This is a genomic window from Microbacterium sp. (assembly GCF_029263575.1).
GTDB lineage: Bacteria > Actinomycetota > Actinomycetes > Actinomycetales > Microbacteriaceae > Microbacterium.
The window spans coordinates 1-15,688 of record NZ_JAJUFV010000068.1 but is presented as its reverse complement, the minus strand read 5'-3'; the positions used below and the strand labels follow the sequence as shown (position 1 = coordinate 15,688).

At 66.1% G+C, this 15,688-nt stretch carries 17 protein-coding genes; 11 read left to right on the top strand and 6 right to left on the bottom strand.

The window, feature by feature from the left end; all coding sequences use genetic code 11:
* The 4 genes from Q1J95_RS08725 to Q1J95_RS08710 all read left to right on the top strand — a co-directional run.
* On the top strand, positions 1-321 hold a 321-nt coding region (locus Q1J95_RS08725), incomplete at its 5' end, for a thiamine pyrophosphate-dependent enzyme (protein ID WP_300267101.1).
* Positions 318-1,298 carry an alpha-ketoacid dehydrogenase subunit beta gene (locus tag Q1J95_RS08720; RefSeq protein ID WP_300267099.1) on the top strand — a complete coding sequence of 327 codons (981 nt, stop codon included), beginning with the start codon at positions 318-320 and terminating at the stop codon, positions 1,296-1,298. The genes Q1J95_RS08725 and Q1J95_RS08720, both read left to right, overlap by 4 nt.
* A 22-nt stretch (positions 1,299-1,320) precedes the next feature.
* Complete coding sequence (locus Q1J95_RS08715; RefSeq protein ID WP_300267098.1) at positions 1,321-2,700, top strand: dihydrolipoamide acetyltransferase family protein; 1,380 nt, start codon at positions 1,321-1,323, stop codon at positions 2,698-2,700.
* Between the two features lie 128 nt (positions 2,701-2,828).
* Positions 2,829-3,104: a helix-turn-helix transcriptional regulator gene (locus Q1J95_RS08710; protein ID WP_300267097.1), complete on the top strand. Its 276-nt coding sequence runs from the start codon at positions 2,829-2,831 to the stop codon at positions 3,102-3,104.
* A gap of 356 nt (positions 3,105-3,460) precedes the next feature.
* Here Q1J95_RS08710 and Q1J95_RS08705 read toward each other — a convergent pair whose 3' ends face one another.
* Entirely contained in the window at positions 3,461-4,171 is a 711-nt protein-coding gene (locus tag Q1J95_RS08705) for a DUF6338 family protein (RefSeq protein ID WP_300267096.1), read from the bottom strand.
* Between the two features lie 162 nt (positions 4,172-4,333).
* Here Q1J95_RS08705 and Q1J95_RS08700 point away from each other — a divergent pair, with 162 nt between their 5' ends.
* Together Q1J95_RS08700 and Q1J95_RS08695 are read left to right on the top strand one after the other, a co-directional pair.
* Complete coding sequence (locus Q1J95_RS08700) at positions 4,334-5,113, top strand: hypothetical protein (protein WP_300267095.1); 780 nt, start codon at positions 4,334-4,336, stop codon at positions 5,111-5,113.
* Positions 5,110-6,240 (top strand): XRE family transcriptional regulator, encoded by a 1,131-nt coding sequence (locus Q1J95_RS08695; RefSeq protein ID WP_300267094.1) that lies wholly within the window; start codon positions 5,110-5,112, stop codon positions 6,238-6,240. Before Q1J95_RS08700 ends, Q1J95_RS08695 begins: the two co-directional genes overlap by 4 nt.
* Before the next feature lie 82 nt (positions 6,241-6,322).
* On the opposite strand, the gene Q1J95_RS08690 is transcribed toward Q1J95_RS08695, so the two are convergent.
* On the bottom strand, positions 6,323-6,547 hold the full coding sequence (locus Q1J95_RS08690) for a DUF2188 domain-containing protein (protein WP_300267093.1): 225 nt from the start codon (positions 6,545-6,547) through the stop codon (positions 6,323-6,325).
* An 836-nt stretch (positions 6,548-7,383) separates the two neighbouring features.
* On the opposite strand from Q1J95_RS08690, the gene Q1J95_RS08685 reads away from it, so the two are divergent.
* The 5 genes from Q1J95_RS08685 (at position 7,384) to Q1J95_RS08665 (ending at position 11,296) form a co-directional block, all read left to right on the top strand.
* Positions 7,384-7,638 (top strand): hypothetical protein, encoded by a 255-nt coding sequence (locus Q1J95_RS08685; protein ID WP_300267092.1) that lies wholly within the window; start codon positions 7,384-7,386, stop codon positions 7,636-7,638.
* Positions 7,639-7,708: 70 nt separating this feature from the next.
* Positions 7,709-8,071: a hypothetical protein gene (locus tag Q1J95_RS08680; RefSeq protein ID WP_300267091.1), complete on the top strand. Its 363-nt coding sequence runs from the start codon at positions 7,709-7,711 to the stop codon at positions 8,069-8,071.
* 339 nt (positions 8,072-8,410) lie between these two features.
* On the top strand, positions 8,411-9,481 hold the full coding sequence (locus tag Q1J95_RS08675) for a zinc ABC transporter substrate-binding protein (RefSeq protein ID WP_300267090.1): 1,071 nt from the start codon (positions 8,411-8,413) through the stop codon (positions 9,479-9,481).
* Positions 9,478-10,296 carry a metal ABC transporter ATP-binding protein gene (locus tag Q1J95_RS08670; protein ID WP_300267089.1) on the top strand — a complete coding sequence of 273 codons (819 nt, stop codon included), beginning with the start codon at positions 9,478-9,480 and terminating at the stop codon, positions 10,294-10,296. The genes Q1J95_RS08675 and Q1J95_RS08670 overlap by 4 nt, the downstream gene beginning before the upstream one ends.
* A 145-nt stretch (positions 10,297-10,441) precedes the next feature.
* Positions 10,442-11,296, top strand: a complete 855-nt coding sequence (locus Q1J95_RS08665; protein WP_300267088.1) for a metal ABC transporter permease — start codon at positions 10,442-10,444, stop codon at positions 11,294-11,296.
* Positions 11,297-11,466: 170 nt separating this feature from the next.
* Here the strand turns inward: Q1J95_RS08665 and ald are convergent, their stop codons facing one another.
* The 4 genes from ald to Q1J95_RS08645 form a co-directional block, all read right to left on the bottom strand.
* Positions 11,467-12,552 (bottom strand): alanine dehydrogenase, encoded by a 1,086-nt coding sequence (gene ald, locus Q1J95_RS08660; protein ID WP_300267087.1) that lies wholly within the window; start codon positions 12,550-12,552, stop codon positions 11,467-11,469.
* A gap of 20 nt (positions 12,553-12,572) precedes the next feature.
* A complete protein-coding gene (locus Q1J95_RS08655; RefSeq protein ID WP_300267086.1) occupies positions 12,573-14,051 on the bottom strand; it encodes an NAD-dependent succinate-semialdehyde dehydrogenase in 1,479 nt (492 codons plus the stop codon).
* Complete coding sequence (locus tag Q1J95_RS08650; protein ID WP_300267085.1) at positions 14,048-15,349, bottom strand: aminotransferase class III-fold pyridoxal phosphate-dependent enzyme; 1,302 nt, start codon at positions 15,347-15,349, stop codon at positions 14,048-14,050. Before Q1J95_RS08650 ends, Q1J95_RS08655 begins: the two co-directional genes overlap by 4 nt.
* A gap of 129 nt (positions 15,350-15,478) precedes the next feature.
* On the bottom strand, positions 15,479-15,688 hold a 210-nt coding region (locus Q1J95_RS08645; protein WP_300267084.1), incomplete at its 5' end, for a hypothetical protein.

Here is a 15,688-nt window from a genome sequence, read left to right as displayed (position 1 = left end):
GGCGCGCACACCACGAGCGACGACCCGACCAAGTATCGCGGCAGCGATGAAGAAGAGGCATGGGCGCTTCGCGACCCCATCATCCGCATGCGCGCCTTCCTCGAGGGCAAGGGCGCCGCGCAGGCGCTCTTCGACGATGTCGATGCCGAAGCCGCCGCCGTCGCCGACGACCTGCGTGTTCACACTCTGGCGCTGGAGTCACCGCCCGCCGACAAGATCTTCAACCACGTCTACAGCGAACCGCATCCGCTCATGGACGAGCAGCGCGCGTGGCGCGCGCAGTACGAAGCATCCTTCGACCAGCCGGGAGCGCACGCATGACTCTTGAGGCGATGCCCTTCAGCCGGGCACTGAACGCGGGCCTGCGCAAGGCGATGGAAGACGACCCGAAGGTTCTCCTCATGGGTGAGGACATCGGCAAGCTCGGCGGGGTGTTCCGCATCACGGAGCACCTGCAGCGCGACTTCGGCGACAAGCGCGTGCTGGATACGCCGCTGGCGGAGTCGGGGATCGTCGGCACGGCGATCGGGCTGGCGATGGCCGGATTCCGCCCCGTGGTCGAGATTCAGTTCGACGGGTTCGTGTTTCCCGCGTTCGATCAGATCACCACGCAGCTGGCGAAGCTCACGAACCGACACGAGGGTGCGCTGTCGATGCCGATCGTGATTCGCATCCCCTATGGCGGACACATCGGCGCCGTCGAGCACCACCAAGAGAGCCCGGAAGCCTACTTCGCTCACACCCCGGGTCTGCGGGTGGTATCGCCATCGACGCCGAACGATGCGTACTGGATGATTCAGGAGGCGATCGCCTCGAAAGACCCCGTGATCTTCATGGAGCCCAAGAGTCGGTACTGGCAGAAGGGCGAGGTCGAACTCGACCAGCCGGCCGTGCCGCTGCACACCTCGCGGGTGGTGCGAACAGGAAGCGACGTGACCCTGGTCGGGCACGGCGCCATGGTGACCACACTGCTCGAAGCCGCCGCCATCGCCGACAGTGAGGGCACCAGCTGCGAGGTCGTCGACGTGCGGTCACTGTCGCCGGTCGATTACGGTCCGATCCTCAGCTCAGCACGCAAGACCGGCCGCGTCGTTTACGCACAGGAGGCGGCCGGGTTCGTCAGCATCGGAAGCGAGATCGCGGCGACCGTGATGGAGCGCGTTTTCTACGCGCTGGAGGCGCCAGTGCTGCGTGTGTCGGGCTATGACGCTCCGTTCCCGCCCGCCAAGTTGGAGGGCACCTTCCTTCCGGACGCCGATCGCATTCTCGAAGCCGTCGACCGGTCGCTGGCCTACTGATGCAGGCACGAGAGGATCAACTATGAACACCCAGAACTTCAACCTTCCCGACGTCGGCGAAGGCCTCACCGAAGCTGACATCGTCACGTGGAAGGTCGCCGCCGGAGACACGGTCGCGATCAACGACGTGCTGGTCGAGATCGAGACGGCCAAGTCTCTGGTTGAGCTCCCCTCGCCCTATGCGGGCGTGGTGGGCGAGCTGCTTGTGAAGGAAGGCGCGACGGTCGAGGTCGGTGCGCCGATCATCAGCTTCGTTTCGGATGCTTCGGCTTCGCCCGAGGCCGGTTCTTTGGCCGGCGCCGGTTCTTCGGCCCCTGAGCCGGTCGAAGGGGCCGAGGCCGAAGATGCCAGCGGTTCGGTTCTCGTCGGCTATGGCAGCGGCGCCGGTGCGACCTCGCGACGCAAGCGGCCAGCGCAGCGCCCGGTGCGCTCATCGGTCGGAGTGATCGCGAAGCCGCCCATCCGCAAGCTCGCCCGGGATCTCAATGTCGATCTGTCATCGGTGGCGCCGACCGGTGCTGACGGCGAGGTCACCCGTGACGACGTGATGAAGCACGCTTCGCAGGCGAGTGTGTTCCGCAACATCGAAACGCCCGAGTGGGGCGATGTGCGTGAGGAGACGATGCCGGCGCCGCAGAGCGCGCCGGTCGGCCTGGCGCGGGGTGTGGCGCCGGCTCCGCGGGTGTCGGCGGCGGATGCTGAGCGCACCGAGTCGATTCCCGTCAAAGGTGTGCGCAAGGTCAGCGCCTCAGCCATGGTGCAGAGCGCCTACAGTGCACCGCACGTGACGGTGTGGAAAGAGGTCGATGCGACCCGCACGATGGAACTCGTGGGGCGGCTGAAGACCTCGCCCGATTTCGCCGACATCAAGGTGTCGCCGCTGCTGATCGTCGCGCGCGCGGTGATCTGGGCGGTACGGCGAAACCCGATGGTCAACGCGGCCTGGATCGAGAGCGAGAACGGCGCCGAGATCTCGGTGCGTCACTATGTGAACCTCGGCATCGCAGCGGCGACACCGCGCGGCCTGCTCGTACCGAACATCAAAGACGCTCAGACGCTCGGCATGAAGGATCTCGCCCGCGCGCTGAACCGTCTGACGCTCACCGCACGCGAGGGCAAGACGGCACCGGCGGACCAGGCCGGCGGCACGATAACGATCACCAACATCGGTGTCTTCGGGATGGATGCCGGCACGCCGATCATCAACCCGGGAGAAGCCGGCATCGTGGCGATGGGAACGATCAGCCAGAAGCCGTGGGTCGTCGACGGCGAGGTGCGTCCGCGCTACGTCACCACGGTCGCCGGGTCGTTTGATCACCGGGTCGTCGACGGCGATGGCATGAGCCGCTTCATCGCCGACGTGGCCAGCGTGCTGGAGGAGCCCGCCCTGCTCGTCGACTGATATGAGATGACTCCGAACCCGCGCCAACGGAGCATTCAAGTTGCTCCTGAAAACCAGATCTGCTCCAGATCCGGTAGTTGCTCCATGGGATCGCTGGGATCACCACCAGACGCCATGGGAGGGCGTTGATGACCGAACGTATTCCTCGTAATCCGCGCGCGGCTCTCGTGGATCAGTGGCCGGACACTCCGACCTCCGACCCCGCTGGTGAGGCCGTGCGACGCTTCGTGCTCAACCTGCGCGATGCGCTCGGAGACCGAAGCGTGCGAGCCGTGGCACGAGATGCCGGCCTGGACGAGCGCACCATCCGGCATGTGTTGGCCGGGTCCGTCTGGCCCGACCTCTTGACGGTCTCGCGGCTGGAGCGCGCAGTCGGTGTGAACCTCTACCCCGGCGCGAACTGACTTTCGTTGCTAGCCCGACGGCTGTCGGCAATCGTGCCTAACGCCCCTTCGTGCCTGAGTCGCCGGCGGTTCCCTTTGGTCCCTGTGTTGGAGGCTTGGCGGACTGGTTCGGCTTCATCATGCTCGGGCTTGCGCCGAACTGTCCCTCGCTCTTCGAGGGTCGGCGCTGCTGGCGTTCGTGAGCCATGGTCGCTACTTCTTCGAAGCGCCGGAGTCGCCGGCTCCACCGGAGGGGCCGCTCGACGGTGGCTTAACGGCCTGGTTGGGGTTGCTGCCGTTCGTCGGCTTCGCGCCTTCGCCCCCGCGTCGGGGCGATCTGCCTTTCGAGAATGGCTCTGACTGGCGACCCTTGTCGGTCATGGCTCCTCCTTCTGTGGTGGAGCGGCGATCCACTCCACATGGCAATCGTCGGTGATGGGGATCCAAACGCCGAGCGAGTCCTGGATAGGCTCCAGGAACTGCCCGCGCTTGCTCATCCGCCATTGGTGCGCGATGAAGATGTCCCGGTCATAGGGATACGTGCTCACGTATCCCTCCACGTCGAACCATCCACCTATGTAGACGCCGGAGCTGGTCTTCACCCGCACGAATCGTGGTGTCTCGGCGCCGTACGCCGACAGATCCCATGCCCTGGGAAGGCTCTGGTTCCGATTGACGCGACGCCGCTTGCGGGTGACCTTGCCGTTGTCGTCCACCTTCGTGATGAGGCGGCTCCAACTCATCAGTGCCGCCACACCTCCGGGGATCGCCACGAGCAGCAAGACGGTGACGAGCCCGATCCACCATGCCGGTGTGTCTCGCCACCCGTCGTTGACCCAGTGCTCGAAGGATCCCAGGGTGGCCATCCCTGTCAACTCGCTCGCGAGTCCGAAAACAGCGAGGCCGAGTCCCACATAGACGATGACGAAGATCGCACTGACGTAGAGCGCTTCAAGGATGCGAGAACCAGCTCCATAGTCCGGCGTCCGCCAGCCGACGTACCAGGTGCGCACGGTCACGAAGCTGACGCCCGGCACAAGCATGGCGATGAAGATCAGCACCTGTGGCAACGATTCGGGCACGGTCACAACGTCAGGTTACACGCGGCCGACGACATCGGAGCGAGGTCCGTCGTCTGTCCGCTGTCGTCGCGAGCATAGAGCGATCACGGTCTGAGAAGGCAAGACATGCGCGCGTTTGGTTGCCGATGAGCACACAATTACTGGATATGGGTGTACTCTCGACGTGTGATGAACCGAGATGACGTCCTCGAGGCCCTTCGCCGTACGAACGCTATCGCAGGCCTGTCCTGGGCGTTTGGCGTCGCATGCGAGCAGATCCTGGAGGACTTCACCAGGGGGTCTGGCTACGGGGCACTCACCGCGGGCGTCGGCCGTTACGAGGTGCTCGCCAACAGGCTCGACCGTGTCTTCTCCTGCGGTGACTACGCAGTCGACGCAGGCATGGAGTCGGCGGGGCTGGACTTCCTGTTCGAAGGCCTTTCTGAAACGGCACGCACGACGATGCCCCTTATGCCTGCGGGCACCGTGACTCGCTCGAACCTCAACGGCAGCAACGGGTGGAGTCTCGAGGGGTTCCGGTTCATCACACACGCCTTCGAAGTTGGCGAGCGTGCCAGGCTCGACTGGACCCGCGCGACCCCCACTGTACAAGCTGTGTCGCGTCAGATGCCCGAGGCATTCGTCCCTTCCACTCTGCTCGACCAGATTCTGCAGGCCGCCGAGCGCGAAGACCTCGCCGCGCAGGACGTGCTTCCGGTCGTCGGCATGCCCACGTACGTCCTTGGGCATGCACTGAACCTGGCAACTTTCGAGCGGGAGCTCATCATTGGTCACTCGCGCTACAACGACGACCTGGGTAACCCGTGGAACTGGACAGAGGACCTCGAGGCCGGAACTGACGGAGGGCCTGTCGCCCGCCCGAAGCCGGGCGCGGTCCCGCCGCGCTCCGACGAACCCGACGTTGCAGTGCGTCTGCGTCCGGCAGCGGCCGCGGAGGACGTCAAGTGACGCTGTTCTCACCAGAACGACTCACCCTGGCACGCCAGCTCGAAGGCCTCCGCAAGAGCGAGTTGGCGGCGCAGATCGGCAAGAGCTCAACGGCTGTCGCCGCTTGGGAGTCGGGGGCTAAACGACCCACGTCGGCGAATATCGCAGAACTGGCGATGAGTCTGGGGGTCACCCCCGAGTTCTTCAGCCCGCGAGGTGTGACCGCGACGCACGAGAGCCCTGTCCCGCACTTTCGATCTTTGCGCTCCACAAGCCAGCGCGCTCGAGACCAAGCCCTTGCGTTCGGCATGCTCGCGGCCGACATCGCCGAGGCTGTGGAGAAGCACGTCGAGTTTCCGCATGTGAACGTTCCCTCCATCGAGGTACTTATCGACGATGACCATGGGGCACCGGAGGAGGCTGCGCACCGGTTGCGCCAGGCATGGGATGTCGGGACTGGGCCAATGGGCCATCTCGTGCGACTACTCGAGAACCACGGCGTGCTTGTGGTGTTCAGCCCACCTCAGACCTCAGCTGTCGACGCGTACTCTTTCGAGTCTGCTGCTCGACCAGTGGTCATCCTGAACCCGACGAAACGTGACTACTACCGTCAGCGCTTCGATATCGCCCATGAACTCGGTCACCTCGTGATGCACCGAGACGCTGAGCCGGGTGGTCGCATCGTCGAGGACCAGGCCAACCGCTTCGCCTCGGAGTTGCTCATGCCGGCGGACGAACTGCGGGGGTTGCTGCCCACGTCGATGAATGCGCGGGCGTGGGATGCGTTGGGCGCGCTGAAGGAGCAGTGGGGAGTCAGCATCCAGGCGCTGCTGTTCCGAGCACGGCGGCTGGGAACAATTAGCGACGTGACGTACCGCAACGCCGTCATCACATTGACTCAGCGTGGATGGCGGAGGCAGGAGCCAGGACTCATCACGGCCACGGAGCAGCCCTCGATGCTGCCCAGCTCGGTCGGGCTCCTCGAGTCCGTGGGCATCGACCGCGAGTCCCTCATTGACCAAGCGCGCGCGCCGCGTGACCTCTTCGAAGTGGTCGTCGCCCGGACTCCATCCGCCGTCGAAGCGGAACAAACGCACGACGCGAGACCCAGCAACGTCATCCCACTACTCACGCGGCAGCATCGGTAGTGGGATGACGACCGGGTGCGGCGCCGCTTGTTCGGCACTCGGCGCGATTCCGACGATGGCAGCGGGCGCAGGGGCTAAGAGGTCAGCCCTTGCTCGACTCGGGGTCGTTGCCGTAGGAGTTCTGCTGTGTGACCGCACCGTCGGTGCGGGTGATGCGGTGCTCTACCTTGCGCTCACGCGCCATCTCGCGTCCTACGGCCGACTGCTCCGCCTTGGTGCCACCGACGTGCGCGGCGCGCGAGCTGCCGTCGACCTTTGACTTCCACTGGCCGTCTTCGTAGTAGGTCCGGATATCGCCGTTTGCCATCTCTGTACCGTTCTCGAGGGTCGGCCTCGTCACCGACAGTCCAGTGATACCACTGCCCTGCGACAGCGGCGCGCTTTGAATGGCGCCTGTCAAGAGAACTGCGACGCAACCAGGCTGACGATACAACGACGCAGGTACGATGACGCGAACCGCGCATCCTGCTGGCTGAGCAGATCGGTTTGACGCCAGCTGCCATCGGACCGCTCCTTGACCTCGCATTGCCCCTCGACCTCGACGCCACCAGCCCTGCCGTTGCTGCCCAAGACCGCCGTGCGCGTTAAGGGTTCGGGGTGAAGCCCATCAAACACTAGACGGTATGTAGTTCGTTATCGTGGTCTTCCTCGGTGTTCCCCGCGTACACGTGCGTTGGTTCGTTCCAGGGGCTCCGAAGCCGCTGAGCAGCATCGACATCACGACGACTCGACGAGCGAAGGCGTCGGGCCCGTTCACCGTCAAAGTGCTGATCCCGCCCACCGGGTGGCTTTGCCGTTGGAGCCTTCGGAAGCTCCTCGTGCCAGAGCTGGTCCTCCACGTCAAGGTGCAGACCGCGCCACTTCGACCTTTCGTTGATGACTCGGACGAGTACAACGAGTTCCCGACCGTGCTGCCGAACGACGAGACGCGCGGCTTCGACATCGACCTCGGCTCTGCTCAGCCCCGCGTTGGCGAGTGGCGATGGGCCGAAGCCCGGTGGGATCTGACGCACGTCCCAGAGAACAGCGAGTTCACCGTTGAGTACGGGTGGCATCACCCGCGCAAGCTGATTCGAGGACTCGTCGCCGCGCTCGTCCGTAAGCCGGACCTGGTCGAGACCCTACGGGTGATAAGAAAGGGACATGCCCGTACTGAGCAACGACTCCGTCAACGTCACCCCGCTGACATCGCGAACGACGATGACGCTCGACGAGATCCGGGAGAAGCTGGCGCACCTCCCACCGCAGCTGGCGACCCATACCGGCGGGTGGGCCAGCACGAACAATGCGGAGTCGAACATGGGGTTCGCGGATGTAGCTCCGCCAATCTCTGAGCCAGAGCCGCTGGAAGCTGACGGATATCTCCCGCGGATGATCCGCAAGCGGTATTACTACTGAGACACGATCCGTACCCCGCGCTCAGGGCGCTACCGCCCAAGCAGAAGTGCGGCTGCTTCAAGGTATCGACGTGGTCATCACGATGGCGGGGCCCGAGCACATCTCCATCCTCGTATCGTCCCGGAACACCACTCTTGTGCATCGTCGCTCAGGTGCTGCAAAAGCACTCGAAGCAGTTCTTCGCGGTGGCGATGACACTATCCGCCTAGACTACAAGACCTCAGCGTTCGCGCTCAAGGATTCCGACATCTTCCTCTGGCTCGCGGTGCAGAGAACAGAGAACCCTCAGATCGACTCTGAAATCACTCTAGACCTCATTTCAGGGATCAGCGGCACTGACAGGTCGATGAGAGTCGTGGCCACGCTGAAGCAAGCAGCGCATACATCGACGGCGTTGTGTGCTGCAGAGTTAGAGTGGCGCTGGGGCCGCTAGAACCGCGGTTTTCCGGGCCTCGGCAAATTTCCCTACATTGGAGCACCTTTCGTGACGCAGCGTGATCCTTCGCGACGCAGCCGATCCCAGTGATCCCATGGAGCAACAGGTAGCCAACCGGAGCGGGTTCGGAGTCATCTCATAACTGATCCGGCCGATTCGAGCGCGCGGCGGATGTGCGCCGATACAGATGTCGGTTCACATCACGGATGCAGGGCGGAAATCGGGATCTGGGCCGACATCTGTGAAATGGGCAGACATCTGTACTGGGCAGGTGAGGGCGCGCCGCCACGGATCAAACTGGTGAGAATGGTTATCATTAGCGTGTACTATTGAAGGATGCAGAAACTCCGTGCCGCCGCTCTCCTCTCCGCATCCGCGCTCATCCTGGCGGGATGCTCCACCGCAGCAGGCGGAGGCGAGGCAGACGACGGCCGGATCCGGGTGACGGCATCCACCAACGTTTACGGATCCCTGGCCGAACAGATCGGCGGTGACCGCGTCGAGGTGACCTCGATCATCACCTCCGCGCGCCAAGACCCGCACTCCTACGAGGCATCCGCTCGCGATCGCCTCACGGTGCAGGACGCCGATCTCGTCATCAAGAACGGTGGCGGATACGACGCTTTCGTCGACACGCTGCTCGACGGGTCAGACGCGCACGTGCTTACCGCCGTTGAGTTCTCGCACGATTTCCCCGACAGCGAGGGGCATGACGACGAACACGAACATGACGACGCTGACGAGCATGCCGACGAACACGCGGATGCGGATGCCGATGCCGACGAGCATGCCGATGAAGAGCACGCTGAGCATGATGAGCACGCCGACCATGACCACGCCGAAGACGAGCATGACGAGCACGCCGGCCACGACCACATCGAGGGTTTCAACGAGCATGTCTGGTTCGATCCGCACACGATGATCCACGTCGTCGAGGGAATCTCCGATGAACTGAGTGAGATCGATCCCGACGGGGCTGCCGAGTTCACGGCTTCAGCCGACGAGATCATCGCAGAGCTCGAAGGGTTCGAGGCCGACCTGGAAACCCTCTCGACCGAGGCGAACGGCGCGGCGGTGTTCATCACCGAGCCGCTTCCCGGCTACATCGCCGCGGCCGCGGGCCTCGAAGACGTCACGCCCAAGGGTTTCGCCGAAGCCGTTGAAGAAGGCAACGACGTGGCACCGGCCACATTGCTCGACGCACTTGAGGTGATCGACAGCGGCGACGTGGCCGTGCTGCTCACGAACGCGCAGACCGGTGGGGCAGAGACGCAGCGGGTCGAAGAGGCGGCGGAGGCCGCCGGCATCCCGGTTGTCGCCTTCACGGAACTACTCGAGGACGGATCGTCGTACGCTGAGTGGATGCGTGATGCGATTCAGAACCTCGCCGACGCACTCGATTCGTGAGTGCGGGCGGCGCCGCGCGCGTCCCCGTGCTGGAGATTCGCGGCGCAGCGCTGACGCGTGACCGACGTGAACTGTGGTCAGGGCTCGACCTGACCGTGCAGCCCGGCGAGTTCATCGCCGTGCTCGGACCCTCGGGCTCCGGCAAGACCACGCTCATGCGGGCCATCCTCGGGCTGCAGCCGCTCAGCGAGGGCAGCATCCGCGTCGCCGACCAACCGGTGCACCGCGGCAACGCGCGGATCGGCTACATTCCGCAGCAGCGTCCGCTGCCGCCCGACACGAGCATGCGTGCGCGTGACGTCGTCGCTCTCGGCGTCAGCGGCACCCGGTTCGGCCTGCCGATTCCGCGCCGCGGCGACCGCGAACGCGTCGATGCCCTGCTCGACGGCGTGGGCGCCACCGGATTCGCCGACCGCCGCGTCGGGCTCCTGTCGGGCGGCGAACAGCAGCGCCTCCGGGTCGGGCAGGCGCTTGCCGACGAGCCGATGCTGCTGCTGTGCGACGAGCCGCTGTCGAACCTCGACCTCGCCAATCAGGTCGGCATCACCGAGATCATCGACCGGCAGCGGCGCGAGCGCGATGCCGCGGTGCTGTTCGTCACGCACGACATCAATCCGATCCTCGGCCGCGTCGATCGCATCCTGTACATCGCTGGTGGCCGTTTCGTGCTCGGAACCCCCGATGAGGTGCTGCAGAGCCGCGTGCTGACCGACCTCTACGGCACGCCGGTGTTCGTGCTTCGCGCGGGCGATCGACTGGTCGTCGTCGGAGTTCCGGACGCGGAGCCGCATCACGACGCGGAGGATGACGTCTGATGGCCGCGCCGTGTGTGCAGCACCTTCGGAGAATCGCACGTTCTTCGGAGGAAACTCACAATTCGGTCCGCGCCAAGCGCACTTCTCCGCGCCAAGCGCCCGTGCACACGCACCCGGCGCCCGCACACGGTGAGGAGGCACGCGCATGATCGACTGGGGCGACATCTTCTCCTTCCAGGACTACGGCGCTCTGGTCGAGCTGCTCATGAACTCGATCATCGCCGGCGCTGTGCTCGGCATCGTGGGCGGGCTCATCGGCGTCTTCGTCATGCAGCGCGACCTCGCCTTCGCCGTGCACGGGGTGAGCGAGCTGTCATTCGCCGGCGCCGCGGCCGCGTTGCTGTTCGGCGGCAGCGTGGTGGCCGGATCGCTCGGCGGAGCGATCGTGGCAGCGATGCTCATCGGCCTGTTGGGCTCCAGAGCGCGCGACCGCAACTCCATCGTCGGGGTGCTCATGCCGTTCGGCCTCGGACTCGGCATCCTCTTCCTCTCGCTCTATGACGGGCGAAGCGCCAATCGCTTCAGCCTGTTGACCGGACAGATCGTCTCGGTCTCGAGCCCCGACCTCGGTTGGCTGATCGGCATCAGCGTGTTCGTCTTCATCGGACTGCTGCTGATGTGGAACCCGCTGCGCTTCGACTCGCTCGACCCGGTGGCTGCGGGTGCGCGCGGCATTCCGACCCGCGCCCTGAGCCTCGGTTTCATGGTCTTGCTCGGGCTGATCGTCGCGGTGAGCGTGCACATCATCGGTGCGTTGCTGGTGATGGCGCTGCTGGTGACCCCGGCGGCTGCGGCCATGCGCGTGAGCGCGGGCCCGTTGGCCGTTCCGCTGCTGGCGGCGCTGTTCGGCTTCGTCTCCGCGGTCGGCGGCATTCTGCTCGCGCTTGCCGGAACCCTGCCGGTGAGCCCGTACATCACGACGATCTCGTTCCTGATCTACGTCGGATGCTGGCTTCTGCAGCGCCAGCGCGGCCGCGTGCGCCGCGGCGCGCGGGCATAATTCAGCAAAGAACGCCGGTGCCGCCGCCCGCGGCAGTTGCGAACGACCGCGCGATCCGCGCAAACACGGGCATCTGCCCGCCGATCCCGAAACCTCCGCAGCACCTGACTCGCCCGGTTTTGAGGAGTTATGCCCGGCGCGGCCGCGGGACCGGCCCGGCCGCCCCACACCTAAGCCAGATCGGCGAACGCCGCCGCGACCCCGGCATACTCGATGCGCCCCGCCCGCGTGTTCACACCACGCGCGAGTGCCGTAGATCCCTCCAGCGCCGCGTCGACACCCTGATCGGCGATGCTGCGGATGTACGGCAGCGTCGCGTTCGTCAGCGCGTGTGTGGCGGTGCGCGGCACGGCGCCGGGCATGTTCGCGACGCAGTAGTGACGGATGCCATCGACGACGAAGATCGGGTTTTCGTACGTCGTCGGATGGGAGGTCTCGAAAGCGCCGCCCTGGTCGATGGCGACGTCGATCAGCAGCGACCCCGGTCGCAGAATCCGCAGCTGTTCGCGTGTGACGACCTTGGGCGCTGCGCGACCGGGAACCAGCACGGCCCCGATCACGACGTCGGCCTGCGCGAGCTCGCGTTCGACTGTGGCGGCGTCTGACATCAGCACACGGGCGCGCCCGGCGAACTGTTCGCCGAGCTGCCGCACGCGAGTGGGCGACATGTCGATGATCGTGACCTCGGCCTGCAGCCCTACGGCCAGCAGCGCAGCCTGCGTTCCGACGACGCCGCCGCCGATGACGACGACGCGGCTGGGCGCGACACCGGGCGATCCGCCCAGCAGCAACCCGGGTCCGCCGCCCTGCAGCGTGAGGTGGTGTGCGGCGGCCTGCGCGGCGAGGCGCCCGGCGATCTCGCTCATCGGCGACAGCAGCGGCAGCCCGGTCTCGTCCTGGACGGTCTCGTAGGCGATCGCGAGTGTGCCCGAGTCGAGCAGCGCTTCGGTCAGCGCGCGGTCGGCGGCCAGGTGCAGGTAGGTGAACAGTGTCAGGTCGGGCCGGAGATACTGGTACTCCGATGCAATCGGCTCTTTCACTTTGACGAGAAGGTCGGCGGATGCCCAGGCATCCGCTTGGCTGACGATCTGCGCTCCGGCGACGACGTATTCCTCGTCCGGGTAGCCGGCTTTCACACCTGCGCCGGTCTCGACGGCGACGTCGTGGCCGCGCCGCACGAGGTCGGCTGCTCCCGCGGGCGTGAGGGCGACCCGCGCCTCTTGCGGCTTGATCTCTGCGACGGTTGAGATGCGCATGACTTTCCTTACTGCCGGTCTCAGGCGCGTGAACGTTGGGCGATGTTGTAGAACCGGATGCTCTGGTATTCCTCCAGGCCTTCGGCGCTGCCTTCGCGGCCGAGGCCCGACTGCTTGACGCCGCCGAAGGGGGCCGCCGCGTTGGACGGAACGCCCTGGTTGATGCCGACGAGTCCGGTCTCCAGTCTGTCGGCAACCGCGAAGGCTCGGTCGAGGCTCTCCGTGAACACGTAGCCGGCGAGGCCGAACTCGGTGGCGTTCGCACGCTCGAGCGCTTCGTCTTCGGTGCGGAAACGCTGCACCGCGGCAATCGGTCCGAAGATCTCGCTCTGAGCGATGCGCGACGAGGCGGGCACGTGATCGAGCACGGTCGGGGCGAAGAAGTTCCCCGCTCCGGCCGGTGTCGCGCCACCGGCGCGCGAGACGGCACCGTGCTCGATCGCCTCCTGGGCGAGTTCGCGCATCTGCCGTACCGCGCGGTCATCGATGAGCGGCCCGACGGTCGTTTCGGGGTCGAAGCCACTGCCCACGGTGGCCTGGCCCAGCCGCTCAGCAAGCGCCTCGACGAAGTCGTCGGCGATGCCCTCTTGCACGTAGATGCGATTCGCTGCGATGCATGACTGGCCGCCGTTTCGCAGTTTTGCCGCGACTGTGCCAGCGACAGCGCGTTCGAGGTCAGCGTCATCGAAGACGAGCAGGGGAGCGTTGCCGCCCAGCTCCATCGAGCAGCGCAGCACGTTCTCGCTTGCGAGCGACAGCAGCGTCTTGCCCACGGGGGTCGATCCGGTGAAAGAGACCTTTCGCACGCGCGCGTCGCGCAGCACCGCCTCGCTGAAGGCCGACGAGCTCGACGTCGTCACGACTCGCACGAGGTCTTCGGGCACACCGGCCTGCACAGCCAGCTGCACGGCGTAGATCGTCGTCAGCGGGGTGAGCGTGGCGGGCTTCACGACGACGGGGCATCCGGCGGCGAGGGCGGGGGCGATCTTCCGGGTGGCCATGGCGAGCGGAAAGTTCCACGGCGTGATGAGCACGGCCAGGCCCACGGGGGCGCGCCGGGTGATGATGTGCGCGCCGCCGTCGGGCGCTTCGCGGAATCCGCCGCCCGGGCGCACGGCCTCTTCTGCATACCAGCGCACGAAGTCGGTGCCGTACTTCACCTCACCGCGTGCCTCGGCCAGGGGTTTTCCCATCTCGCGCGTGATCAGGTGCGCGAGCTGTTCGGTGTGGTCGATCAACAGTTGCCACCACGCGTGCAGCACATCGGCACGCTGGCGCGGTGTCGTGCGGGCCCAGTCGCGGCCAGCGCGGTCTGCGCGGACGACGGCGTCGAGCGCGGCGTCGACATCGAGGTCGGGAATGCGCGCGATCTCGTCGCCCGTCGCGGGGTCGTCGACGCGGATGCCGTCAGCCGGCAGCGCGAGCGATTCGATCACGCCGTCGGCGATGGCGAGGGCGTCGGATGCTCCGCGCGAGGGCAGCAGCGTGGCATCCGTCATCGGTTCTCCTCGATGGTGATCGCCTGCTCGATGGCGCTGACGAAGGTGCGTACCTCGTCGTCGGTGACGATGAAGGGCGGACTGATCTGCAGGGTGTTGCCGCGCAGCGGGCGGGAGATGAAGCCGAGTTCGATGATCTGGTCGGCGACGCGTTCGGCGGCGAGGTGTCCGGCCAGGGTGACGCCGCCGAGGAACCCGGCCGAGCGCACGTCGATCACCGCGCTCTGCCGTGCGGCGAGGGCGACCAGCTCGTCGCGCAGCACGACTTCGAGTTCGCGCACGCGCGGCACGAGCCGGTCGCGTTCGAGGATGTCGAGGTGGCGCAGGGCGACGGCGGCGGCCGTGGTGTGTCCGGCGTAGGTCGCGCCATGGCGGAAGATCGGGGTGTCGGGGGAGTCGAGGTAGAACGGCTCCCAGATGCGCGGCGCGACGAGCACGCCGCCCAGGGGAGCGTAGCCCGACGTCACGCCCTTGGCGAAGGTGACCATGTCGGGGTCGACGCCGTAGCGCTCGGCCGCGAACATCTCGCCGGTGCGACCGAAGCCGGTGATCACCTCGTCGAGGATGAGCAGGATGTCGTTGTCACGGCACAGTCGCTGCACGGCTTCGAGGTATCCGGGGGTCGGCGGGTTCACGCCCCCGGTTCCCTGCACGGGCTCGGTGACGAATGCGGCGATGTTCTCGGCGCCGAGCTCGGCGATCGTGCGCTCCAGGGCGGCCGCGTCGTCGAAGGGCACGCGGGCGGTCTCCGGTACGAGCGAGTCGGTGCCGTAGCCCTCGCGGTTGAAGTCGAGCCCGGCGATGCTCGTGCCGTAGGCGTGCAGCCCGTGGTAGGCGTGCTGGCGGCTGAGGATGATCTTCTTCGTCTCGCGGCCTTCGCGCTGCCAGTGCCGCCGGGCGAGCTTGCAGGCGACGTCGATCGCGTCGGAACCACCCGAGTTCAGGATCACTTTGGCCCGCTCGATCGGGGCGAGACCGGCGAGGCGCTCGCCGAGGGCGAGGGCTTTGTCATTGCTGAAGCGCGCGAAGATGTGGTAGGTCTCAAGCCGCTTCATCTGCTCGAAAGCGGCTTCGGCGAGTTCGGGGTGCGAGTGGCCGACGTTGGCGTGCCAGAGCCCGGCCGTTCCGTCGAACAGGCGCCGTCCATCGGTCGTGAACACGTATGAGCCCTCGGCGCGGTCGATGACCAACTGCCGGCCGATCACGCTCGGCACGTGCGCCTGGGCCGGCCATAGCGCCGGGCCGTCGACCAGAGGGGCGGTGGATGCTGCGGCGAAGGCCGTGTCGATGCTGGTCATGATGCGCTCCTGTGCGGTGAGTCTTGGCGACGGCCAGGCCACGGCTGGCACTGGCCGTCACCTCTGACCCTACGTATCGCAATCCGTAAACAAAAGCGATGTTCTATGACGAGAATCTGTCAAATTAACTTACGCGTTGTCGGATGCGCGCAGCGTCTGCGCCACGGCATCCCTGATCGCGATCAGGGCGGGTCTGCTCTCTGTCCCGCTGCGCGCGAGAAACACGACGCTGCGGCGCTGATCCAGCGGCAACGCGGGGCTGGCAGGCAGCGTCAGTCCGGCTTCGCGCACGACCATCTCGGGCAGGAAGGCGGCCGCGAGGCCCTGTTCCACCATGCG